The sequence below is a fragment of the Streptomyces sp. NPDC059169 genome, assembly GCF_042755225.1.
GTDB lineage: Bacteria > Actinomycetota > Actinomycetes > Streptomycetales > Streptomycetaceae > Streptomyces.
Map to the genome: position 1 here is coordinate 1 of NZ_JBHZCF010000037.1, position 11,440 is coordinate 11,440.

Consider the following 11,440-nt stretch of genomic DNA (forward strand, 5'->3'; position numbering starts at 1 on the left):
GGCGGTTGCATGTTGCGGGGGTGCCGGTTGACTGGTCGGCGTATTTCTCCGCAGCGCGTCCGCGGCGGGTCGACCTTCCCACCTACGCCTTCCAGCGCGAACGCTACTGGGTGGACGGCCGACCGGGACAGGCGGAGGAGTCGTCCGCCGCCTCCGCGTACCACAAACAGACCGGAGTTGCTCCTTCCGGAACGTCGTATGGGCACGGCACCCTCGCGGAGCGGCTCTCGGCACTCTCCGAGGCTGAGCGGACGACCGCGGTCACCGACCTCGTCACCTCGCACATCAGCGCAGTCCTCGAGTACGACGCGGCGCAGACTCTCCCACTGCGCACACCGTTCAAGGACCTGGGCTTCGACTCGCTGATGTCGGTGGAACTGCGCGGGGCCCTCGCCGGCGCCACCGGGCTACGGCTGCCCAGCGGCCTCCTGTTCGACCATCCCACCCCAGCCGCCGTCGTCGACCACCTGCTCACCGAACTGACCGGCGTCGAACGGGTCGACGAGGACCTCTTCGTCCCCGCGGTCGGCAGCGACGAGCCGATCGCCATTGTCGGCATCGCCTGCCGCTACCCCGGCGGCGTCGCCTCGCCCGCCGACCTGTGGCGCCTGGTGGAGAGCGGGACCGACGCCATCGGCGGATTCCCGGACGGTCGCGGCTGGGCAGCTGACCTCTTCGACGCCGACCCCGAGCGCAGCGGGCACAGCGCCGTGCGAGAGGGCGGCTTCCTGCACGACGCAGGGGCTTTCGACGCCGACTTCTTCGGCATCTCGCCGCGCGAGGCCCTTGCCATGGATCCCCAGCAGCGGCTGCTGTTGGAAACCGCCTGGGAGGCCGTCGAGCGGGCCGGGATCGACCCCGAGTCACTGCGCGGCAGCCGCACCGGTGTCTTCGTCGGCGCCACCACGCTGGACTACGGACCGCGGATGGACGAGGGCGCCGAGGCGGTGGAGGGCCATCTGCTGACCGGTACCACGCCCAGCGTGATGTCCGGCCGCATCGCCTACCAGCTCGGCCTCGTCGGACCGGCCGTCACCGTCGATACCGCCTGCTCCTCCTCGCTCGTCGCGCTCCACCTGGCGGTCCGCTCGCTGCGCCAGGGCGAGTCGAAACTAGCGATCGCCGCCGGCGCGACGGTGATGTCCACGCCCGGCATGTTCGTCGAGTTCTCCAGGCAGCGCGGGCTGGCCGCGGACGGCCGGTCCAAGTCCTTCTCGGCCTCGGCCGACGGCACGTCGTGGGCGGAGGGCGTCGGTCTGCTGCTCGTCGAACGGCTCTCGGACGCACGGCGCAACGGCCACCCGGTGCTGGCCGTGATCCGCGGCACCGCCGTCAACCAGGACGGCGCCAGCAACGGGCTCACCGCCCCCAACGGCCCGTCCCAGCAACGCGTCATCCGGCAGGCACTCGCCGACGCGCGCCTCACCCCGGCCGACGTCGACGCCGTGGAGGCGCACGGTACCGGCACCCGGCTCGGCGACCCCGTCGAAGCCGAGGCCATCCTCGCCACCTACGGCAAGGGCCGCGACCGATCCGCCCCCCTCTACCTCGGCTCGCTGAAGTCCAACATCGGCCATGCGCAGGCGGCCGCCGGTGTTGGCGGCCTCATCAAGATGGTGGAGGCGATGCGTCACGGCGTACTGCCGCGCACGCTGCACGTCGACGAGCCGACCCCCCACGTGGACTGGGACACCGCGGCCGTCACACTCCTCACCGAAGACACTGCCTGGCCCCCCAGTGGACGACCGCGCCGCGCCGCTGTGTCGTCCTTCGGCATCAGCGGCACCAACGCCCACGTAGTCGTCGAACAGGGTGACGAACCGTCCGAGTCGCCCGGTGACGGCCGGCTGTCCGCGCCCGCGCCCTGGACGCTCTCCGCACGCGACAGCGCCGCCTTGCGCGGGCAGGCGGCCCGACTGCGTGACCACCTCGCCACGCTCGACCGGACCGACCTCGCCGCGGTGGGCCGTGCCCTCGCTTCCCGCACGGCATTCGAACATCGGGCGGTCGTGCACGCCGACACGGCCGAGCAGTTCGTCACCGGACTGGACGCGCTCGCCCGGGGCACGGACGCCCCGAACCTGGTGACGGGCGATGCGACCCGCGCCGGCCGAACCGCCTTCCTGTTCACCGGCCAGGGCGCCCAGCGCATCGGTATGGGCCGCGAGCTGTACGCGGCGTACCCGGTGTTCGCCGACGCGCTCAACGCGATCTCCGTCGAACTCGACCGCCACCTGGAGCGGCCCCTGCGCGATGTCGTCTTCGCCGAGGAGAGCAGCGACACCGCCGCCCTGCTGCACCGGACCACGTACACCCAACCGGCGCTCTTCGCCATCGAGGTCGCGCTCTTCCGGTTGCTCGAACACCACGGCACCACCCCCGATCTCCTCGCCGGACACTCCATCGGCGAACTCGCTGCCGCGCATGTCGCCGGCGTCCTCTCCCTGCCCGACGCGGCCAAGCTGGTCGCCGCCCGCGGCCGGCTCATGCAGTCGGCGCGCGAAGGCGGCGCGATGATCGCCATCGAGGCCGATGCCACTGAGATCTCCGAGCACGTCCGGGACTACCCGGGCCGGGTCTCCGTCGCCGCCGTCAACGGCCCCACGGCCACGGTGATCTCCGGCGACGCCGACGCGACCCAGGAGATCGCCCAGCTCTGGAGCGAGCGGGGCCGCAAGACCCGGCGGCTCAACGTCAGCCACGCCTTCCACTCCCCGCACATGGACGCCGTGCTCGACGAGTTCCGGGAGATCGCCGCGACCTTGACCTACCACGAGCCGGTGGTTCCCGTCGTGTCCACCATCACCGGCGCACTCGCCACCGAGGGCGAACTCACCACGCCCGACTACTGGGTCACCCAGGTCCGCGAGGCCGTGCGCTTCTTCGACGCCGTGCGCACCTTGGAGCACGAGGGCGCCACCGTCTTCGTCGAGCTCGGCCCCGACGCCGTGCTCACCGCCATGGCGACCAGTTCCTTCGCCACCTCCGGTGCGCATGCCTTCCCCTTGCTGCGCGCAGGCCGGTCGGAAGCCGCCACCCTCCTCTCCGGGCTCGGTGCGGCACATGCGGCGGGTGCACGGCTGGACCGCGCCTCCTTCTTCCCCGGCGCTCCGCGCACCGAACTGCCCACCTACGCCTTCCAGCACCGGCACTACTGGCTCCCGGCCCGCCCCAGGACCGACGCCCGCAGCCTCGGCCTGGACCCGGCCGACCATCCGCTGCTGTCCACGGCGGTGCGGCTCGCCGACCGGGACGACATGGTGCTGACCAGCCGCATGTCCACGAGCAGCCATCCCTGGCTCGCCGACCATGCCATCGCCGGCAGTGTGCTGGTGCCGGCGACCGCCTTCCTGGAGCTCGCCGTCGCGGCGGGCGACCAGGCCGGAGCCGACCTGGTCGAGGAGCTGACGCTGGAGGCGCCGCTGGCGCTCTCCGAGGAGACCGCGGTCCGTATCCAGGTCGCCGTCGGACCCCCGGCAGCATCCGGCGCCAGGACCTTCACCATCCACTCGGCTCCGGAGGACGACGGTCCGGACGCAGTGTGGACCCGCCACGTGTCCGGCGTGCTCGGCGAGATCTCCGCCGAGGCGCCCGGTGACCTCCGCCAGTGGCCGCCCGCCGGTGCCGCAGCGGAGCCGCTCGACGACGCGTACGAGCGTCTCGCCGACCTGGGCTACGACTACGGGCCGGCCTTCCAAGGGCTCACCGCCCTGTGGCGAGCCGGCGACGACCTCTACGCCGAAGTGCGGCTGCCCCGGGAGCACCACGAGAGCGCGACACGCTTCGGGATCCACCCCGCACTGCTCGACGCCGTCCTCCATCCGCTGGTCCGCGAAGCCGCCCAGGACAGCGGCCCCGACGAGATCCGCCTCCCCTTCGCCTGGGCGGACACCGCTCTGTACGCCGCGGGGGCGACCGCGCTGCGGGTGCGGATCTCCCCTGCCGGCCCGGACTCCGTGTCGCTGCTGCTGGCCGACACCGCCGGAGCCCCGGTCGCCTCGGTCGCATCGCTCACCCTGCGCCCCGTCGCCAAGGACAGGGTGGCCCGTACGGAGGACAACGGCCCCGAGGCGCTGTTCACCGTCACATGGACGGAGGTGACCGCCCCGGACCACGGCCCGGTGAGGCTCGCCGAGGCCCGGGACGACGAACTGCCGGACGCCGACACGGACGTGGTCGTGGTCCGTGTCGCGGGGGCGGCCACGAGCGCGGACCCGGTGTCCGCCGCGCACGTCACCACGCGCCGGATCCTGGACATCGTCCAGCGCTACCTCGCCGACGGGCGTCACACCGACACGCGGCTGGCCGTCGTCACCAGCGGCGCGGTCGCCGTACTGCCGGATGAGGACGTCACCGACCTCGCGGCCGCCCCGGTCTGGGGTCTGATCCGCTCCGTACAGTCGGAGAACCCGGAGCGGGTCGTCCTCGTGGACGCCGACCCACAGGAGGCGGACCACGGCCTCCTCACCAGTGCGCTGCAGGCGCGCGAGCCCCAACTCGCGATACGCGGCGGGCGCCTGCACGCCCCCCGGCTCACCCGCGTCGCCCTCACCCCCGACACGGCGGCTGGCCCGATCGATGCGGACGGCACGGTGCTGGTGACCGGCGGCACCGGTGGGCTCGGTGGACTGTTCGCCCGCCACCTCGTCACCGCCCACGGCGTCCGCCATGTCCTGCTGAGCAGCCGACGAGGACCGGACACGCCCGGGGCGACCGAGCTCACCGACGAGCTCACCGCGCTGGGAGCGCAGGTGACCGTGGTCGCTGCCGACGCAGCCGACCCGGAAGCACTTGCGGGCGTGCTCGCCGCCGTACCCGCCGACCACCCGCTCACGGCCGTCGTGCACACCGCGGGCGTACTCGACGACGCGACAGCCACGGCCCTCACCCCGGGGCAACTCGACGCCGTCCTCAGGCCGAAGGTGGACGCCGCCTGGCACCTGCACCGACTCACCCGGGACCTGGGTCTGTCCGCGTTCGTCCTCTTCTCCTCGGTGTCCGGCATCACGGGCACAGCGGGACAGGCCAACTACGCCGCCGCCAACACCTACCTCGACGCACTGGCAGCACACCGCCGTGCCCACGGCCTGCCGGCGACCTCCCTCGCCTGGGGCCTGTGGGACGCCACGCACGGCATGGGCGCGACCCTCACCGAGGGTGATCTCGCCCGCTGGACCCGCGCAGGCATCGCGCCGATCGCCCAGGAACGGGGACTCGCCCTGTTCGACGCGGCCTTCGCGAACGACCTGGCGCTGACCGTACCGGCCGCCCTCGACCTGGCGCCGTTCCGGACCGCGGGCGGGCCTCCCGCACTGCTGCGCGAACTCGTTCGCACCCGCCCCCGCAGGGCTGCCGCGGCGGCGCAGGACACGCCCGGATCCTCCTGGGGCAGTCAACTCGCCGCCCTTCCCGAGGACGCGCGCGCCGACGCCGTGCAGAACCTGGTGCGCGATGTCGTCGCCGCCGTCCTCGGTCACGCCGACACCACCACCACCATCGACCCCGAACGCTCCTTCAAGGACCTCGGGTTCGACTCGCTGGCCGGCGTGGAACTACGCAACCGCCTGAACGCCAGCACCGGCCTGCGGCTGCCCGCGACCCTGGTCTTCGACCACCCGTCGCCGGCCACGTTGGCCGCGTTCGTCCTGAGCAAGGTGCACGGTGCCGCGGCGAGCGCGGCCGCTCCCGTCCGCACCACGGGAACCGCGGCCCCCCACGACGAGCCGATCGCGATCGTGGGGATGGCCTGCCGCTATCCGGGGGACGTCTCCAGCCCTGATGACCTGTGGCGGCTGGTCGCCGACGGTGTGGACGCCATCAGCGGATTCCCGGTGAACCGCGGCTGGAACCTGGACGATCTCTACTCCCCGGACCCGGACCAGCCCGGAACCTCCTACGTGCGCCACGGCGGATTCCTGCACGACGCGGACCAGTTCGACAGGGACTTCTTCGGAATCTCGCCGCGTGAGGCCACCGCAACCGACCCGCAGCACCGCCTGCTGCTCGAGACGGCCTGGGAGACCTTCGAGAGCGCCGGCATCGATCCGGCGACCCTCCGCGGCACCCACACCGGTGTCTACACCGGCGCGATGTACGACGACTACGCGTCGCGACTCGCCGCCAGCCCCGCTGAGTTCGAGGGCTTCCTGCTGGCAGGGAACCTCTCCAGCGTCGTCTCCGGGCGGCTTGCCTACACGTACGGGCTGGAGGGGCCGGCGGTGACGGTGGACACGGCTTGCTCGTCCTCGTTGGTGGCCCTGCACCTCGCGGCGAACGCGCTGCGCAGTGGTGAGTGCGATCTGGCGCTCGCCGGCGGTGTCACCGTCATGGCGGGCCCGAGCGTCTTCGTCGAGTTCTCGCGGCAGCGGGGGTTGTCTGCGGATGGTCGGTGCAAGTCGTTCGCGGCTTCGGCTGATGGGACGGGTTGGTCTGAGGGGGTGGGTTTGTTGTTGGTGGAGCGGTTGTCGGATGCGGTGCGGAATGGGCGTCGGGTGTTGGCGGTGGTTCGGGGTTCTGCGGTGAACCAGGATGGTGCGAGTAATGGTTTGACGGCGCCGAATGGTCCTTCGCAGGAGCGGGTGATTCGGCAGGCGTTGGCTGGTGCGGGGTTGTCGGTTGCGGATGTTGATGTGGTGGAGGCGCACGGTACGGGTACGCGGTTGGGTGATCCGATCGAGGCGCAGGCGTTGCTGAATACCTATGGGCAGGGGCGTGGTGGGGGTAGTCCGTTGTATCTGGGGTCGTTGAAGTCGAACATCGGGCATTCCCAGGCGGCGGCGGGTGTTGGTGGGGTGATCAAGATGGTGGAGGCGTTGCGGCGTGGTGTGCTGCCGCGGACGTTGCACGTGGACGAGCCGTCTCCGCACGTCGACTGGGAGTCGGGTGCGGTGGAGCTGTTGACCGAGGAGAGGGCCTGGCCGGATGCCGGACGCCCGCGCCGCGCCGGGGTGTCCTCGTTCGGCATCAGCGGCACCAACGCGCACGTGATCATCGAGCAGGCTCCCGCAGAGGAGACCGCACAGACCGACGAACCCACCGCCACGCCCCTGCCGGTCATCCCCTGGCTGGTATCAGCACGGGGCGAGGACGCCCTGCGCGGTCAGGCCGCCCGACTGCACGGCTACGTCACGGAGCACCCCGAGCTCGATCCAGCGGACATCGGTTGGTCCCTGGCGACCACACGCGCCCTCCTCGACGAACGGGCCGTGATCACCGGAAGCGACCGGGCCGAACTGCTGGCGGACCTCGCCTCCCTGGCGGAAGGCCGGCCCGCGTCCGCAGTCGTGCGGGCGAACGGTGGGCGACGCGGCAGGACGGCGTTCCTCCTCACCGGCCAGGGCTCCCAGCGCCTCGGTATGGGGCGGGAGCTCTACGAGACGTCCCCCGTCTTCGCCGCTGCCTTCGACGAGGTCTGCGCGCGACTCGACGGCGAGTTGATGCGCCCCCTCAGGCAGGTGGTCTTCGCTCGTGAGGACTCGGCCGACGCCGCGCTCATCGACCAGACCGTGTTCACCCAGGCCGCGCTGTTCACGGTCGAGGTCGCCTTGTTCCGGCTGGCCGAACACCACGGAATCCGCCCCGACTTCCTGCTCGGCCACTCCATCGGCGAGGTCACCGCCGCACATCTGGCCGGTGTGCTCGACCTCGACGACGCCTGCGTCCTCGTCGCCGAGCGCGGTCGCCTGATGCAGGCGGCCAGGGAAGGCGGGGCCATGGCCGCGATCCAGGCGAGCGAGGAGGAGATCCGCACGGATCTGGCCGGGCACGGGGACGCCGTAGCGATCGCCGGGATCAACGGCCCCGCGTCCACGGTGATCTCGGGCGACACCGACGCCGTGGAGCGCATCGCCGCGTCGTGGAAGGACCGGGACCGCAAGACGAAGCTGCTGCCCGTCAGCCACGCCTTCCACTCCCCGCACATGGAGGAGGTGCTCGAGGAGTTCCGCACCGTCGCGTCCGGGCTCACCTTCCGTGAGCCGCGCATCCCCATCGTCTCCAACGTCACCGGAGCCCTCGCCACCGCCGAGCAGTTGGCCTCTCCCGGCTACTGGGCCCAGCACATCCGTGAGGCGGTCCGTTTCCTCGACGGGGTACGCACCCTGGAGGCGGAAGGCGTCACCCATTGGCTGGAGCTCGGCCCCGACGGCGTGCTCAGCGCGCTCGTCGAGGACTGCCTCGCGCAGGACGCCACCGTGCTCACCCCGGCGCTCCGCCGTGGCCGGTCGGAGGGCCACACCTTCGCTGCCGCGCTCGGCCACTTCGCCGTGTCCGGCGCGCCGGTGGACTGGTCCGCGGTGTTCCCGGGCGCGCGCACGACCCCGCTGCCCGGATACGCCTTCCAGCACGCCCGGTACTGGCTGGACGGTCCTGCCGCAGCGGGCGATGCCGCCGGACTCGGCCTCGTCGGAGCCGACCACCCGCTGCTCGGTGCCGCCGTTGCGCTGGCCCACCGTGACGAGTACGTCCTCACCGGCCGGCTGTCACGGCACAGCCACCCCTGGCTCACCGACCACGTCGTCGCCGACCTGGTGCTCGTGCCGGGGACCGGAATCCTGGAACTGGCCGTCCGCGCCGCCGACGAGGTGGGGGCCGAACAGGTCGAGGAGCTGACGCTCACCGCGCCGCTGGTCCTCCCCGAACGCGGATCCGTGCAGATCCAGTTGGCCGTCGGTGCGGCCGACCCTGCGGGACGACGGACCCTGGAGATCCACTCCAGGCCCGTCGGCGAGGACCTCGGCTCCGAGCAGCCCTGGGTACTGCACGCCCACGGCACGCTCGGTTCGGCGGGGGGTGCTGGGGTTCCGGGTGGTCTCCTGGAGTGGCCGCCCGCCGGTGCCGAGGAGGTGGATCTTTCGGGTGCTTACGAGCGGCTGGCGGGGGAGGGGTACGGTTACGGGCCCGTCTTCCAGGGGTTGCGTCGGGTCTGGCGGGGGGACGGGGAGCTGTTCGCCGAGGTTTCGCTGCCGAAGGAGCAGCGTGTCGACGCGGCCCGGTTCGGGCTGCACCCGGCACTGCTCGACGCCGCGCTGCACGCGCTCCTGCCCGGGGTCGCGGACAAGGAGGCACGAGCCTGGCTGCCGTTCGCCTGGAGCGGTGTGACCGTTCATGCCACCGGCGCCACGACGCTGAGGGTGCGACTGGGATTGACCAGCCCGGACCCGGACTCCCTGCACGTCGAACTGACCGTCGGGGACGCCGCCGGTGCGCCCGTGGCCACGGTCGACGCCCTCGATCTGCGACCGCTCTCCCTCGACGCGCTGCGCGCGGCGGGCCGCACGACGGGTGACGGACTGTTGCGGATCGCCTGGACACCCGTCGGGCCGTTGCCTGCTGTGCTTGGGTCGTCGTCGGGTGATGGGTGGGTGGTGTTGGCTGCGGATGCGGTGGATGTGTCGGGTGTGGTGGGTGTGCCGTCGGTGGTGGTGTTGCCGTTGGTGGCGGGTGGGTTGGTGTCGTCGGAGTCGGTGCGTGTGGCTGTGGGGCGTGTGTTGGGTGTGGTGCAGGCGTGGTTGGCTGATGAGCGGTTCGTGGAGTCGCGGTTGGTCGTGGTGACGCGGGGTGCGGTGTCGGTGGACGGTGGTGATGTGACGGATCTGGTGCATGCGGGTGTGTGGGGTTTGTTGCGTTCGGCGCAGACGGAGAATCCGGGTCGGATCGTTCTTGTGGATGTGGATGTGGATGTGGATGCCGGGGGTGGTGTCGGTGGTGTGTTGGGTTCGGTTGTGGCGGTGGGGGAGCCTCAGTTGGCGGTGCGTGGTGGTGTGGTGTGCGTGCCGAGGTTGGTTCCGGTGGGGTCGTCTGTGGGGTCGTCTGTGGGGTTTGTGGGTGGTGGTGTGTCTGGGTGGTCTGTGGGGACGGTGTTGGTGACGGGTGCGTCGGGTGCGTTGGGTGGGGTGTTGGCGCGGCATTTGGTGCGTGAGCATGGTGTGCGGAGTTTGTTGTTGGTGAGTCGTCGGGGTGTGGGGGCTCCTGGTGTGGTGGAGTTGTGTGCGGAGTTGGAGGAGTTGGGTGCGTGGGTTTCGGTTGTCGCGTGTGATGTGGCGGATCGGGATGCTTTGGCGGGGGTGTTGGCTGGGGTTCCGGTGGATCGGCCGTTGAGTGCGGTTGTTCATACGGCTGGTGTTCTTGATGACGGTGTGTTCGCCTCTCTTACGGGGGAGCAGCTTGATGCGGTTCTGCGGCCCAAGGTGGACGCGGCGTGGAACTTGCATGAGCTCACTCGTGATCTGGACCTCTCGGGGTTCGTGCTCTATTCGTCCGTGGCGGGTTTGTTGGGTACGGCGGGGCAGGCCAACTATGCGGCGGGGAACACGTTCCTGGATGCGTTGGCTGCTCACCGTCGGGCGAACGGTCTCCCGGGGACCTCGTTGGCGTGGGGCCTGTGGGCGGAGACCAGCGCACTCTCCGGACACCTTGCCGACGCCGACCTCAAGCGGCTGGCCAGGTCCGGTCTACAGCCGCTGGGGTCGTCCGAGGCGATGGAACTGTTCGATGCGGCCCCGGCCGCCGGTGAAGCCGTCCTGGGTGTCACCCGCCTTGACGCCGCGGCCCTGCGGTCGGGTGGCAGCGAACCACCGGCGATCCTGCGTGGCCTGTTCCGCCGGGCCACCAAGAAGCCGACCGTGGCCCCGACGCCCGGTCGGGGCGACGGGCCCACGCTGGCGGAGCGGTTGGCGGCGCTGTCGCCGGTCGAGCGGGACGCTGCGCTGGTGGACCTCGTACGGGCGGAGGTGGCCGGTGTACTCGGGCACGCCGACCACGCGGCGGTGGACCCCGACAGGGCGTTCCAGGAACTGGGCTTCGACTCCCTCACCGCGGTCGAGCTCCGCAACCGCCTGAACACGGCGACCGGCCTGCGCCTGCCCACCACGCTCGTCTTCGACCACCCCAGCCCGAACGCCCTCGCCGTCCATCTGGGGGAGCAGCTCGCGCTCGAAGAGGTTTCGGCCGCCGAGCCGGTCCTGAGGGAACTCACCCGGCTCACCTCGATGATCAAGGAAGCCGCTGCGGATACGGACGGCCAGATCCTGATCACGACGCGGCTGCGGGAACTCCTCGGCCTGGCCGAGGCCGCGGGCGGAGTCGCCGCTGAAGCCGCCCGCGACGACGACAACGCGGACCTCGAAACCGCAAGTGACGAAGAGCTGTTCGCGATGCTCGACGAGCTCGAGTGACCATCCGCAGAGCAGCAGACCACCGCAACCACACGTACACAGAACATCGGGGAGCTGAAGACACCATGTCGGCAGTATCGGGCGAAGACAAACTCCGCGACTACCTGAAGCGGGCCATCGCGGACGCCCGTGACGCGCGCAGGCAACTGCGCGAAGCGGAGGACAAGCAGCACGAGCCGATCGCGATCGTGGGGATGGCCTGCCGCTATCCGGGGGGTGTCGGCTCGCCCGAGGACCTGTGGCGGTTGGTCGCCGAGGGCGTGGAC

Annotated in this window: 1 protein-coding gene and 1 pseudogene; both read left to right on the forward strand. The window is 71.3% G+C overall.

Features of this window, described 5'->3' with window-relative positions; translation table 11 throughout:
* Window positions 1–11: 11 nt before the first annotated feature.
* Window positions 12–11,174 (forward strand): annotated as a pseudogene (locus ACFXOM_RS35355) (type I polyketide synthase); the annotation flags it as partial.
* Window positions 11,175–11,239: 65 nt separating this feature from the next.
* The coding region (locus ACFXOM_RS35360; protein WP_385041573.1) for a polyketide synthase docking domain-containing protein at window positions 11,240–11,440 on the forward strand (201 nt) is incomplete at its 3' end.